The following is a 455-nucleotide window of genomic DNA, read 5'->3' as shown; positions in this document are numbered from 1 at the left end:
GTGAAGTCTTACCCCCCGGCGGGCGGCTGCCCCCCCCGCTCCTACGGCAGCAGGTACAGCTCAATATGCAAGTCAGCAAAACCAAGAGCAGTTTTTATAAGCTGTGCGAACACATGTCGTCCGGTTATCACCCGCTGGAATGCCCACAAGAACCGCATAACCGTAGGAGCGCGCTTGCCCGCGACCGAGTGCGAAGCACTCGCAAAATCTACGAAACGCTGAAAATTTACGACTGCTAATGCAGCCGGTCGCGGTGGTCCGGCATTCCGGCAAGCGCGCTCCTACGGCAGCAGGTACAGTTCACTATGCAAGTCAGCAAAACCAAGAGCAGTTTCTACAAGCTGTGAGAACACATGTTGTCCGGTTATCACCCGCTGGAATGCCCACAAGAACTGCGTAACCGTAGGAGCGGGGGGGGGGGGGGGGGCCGGGGACAGGGGGGCGCAAGGCAACCA

At 58.7% G+C, this 455-nt stretch carries 1 protein-coding gene; it reads left to right on the top strand.

The features are described 5' to 3' along the window. On the top strand, positions 1-239 hold a 239-nt coding region (locus ACYAS9_RS24220; RefSeq protein ID WP_463570964.1), incomplete at its 5' end, for a hypothetical protein. Between the last annotated feature and the right edge of the window lie 216 nt (positions 240-455).

This window comes from Pseudomonas sp. HP_08 (genome assembly GCF_055284095.1).
This window is presented reverse-complemented; position numbering and strand designations above follow the sequence as displayed.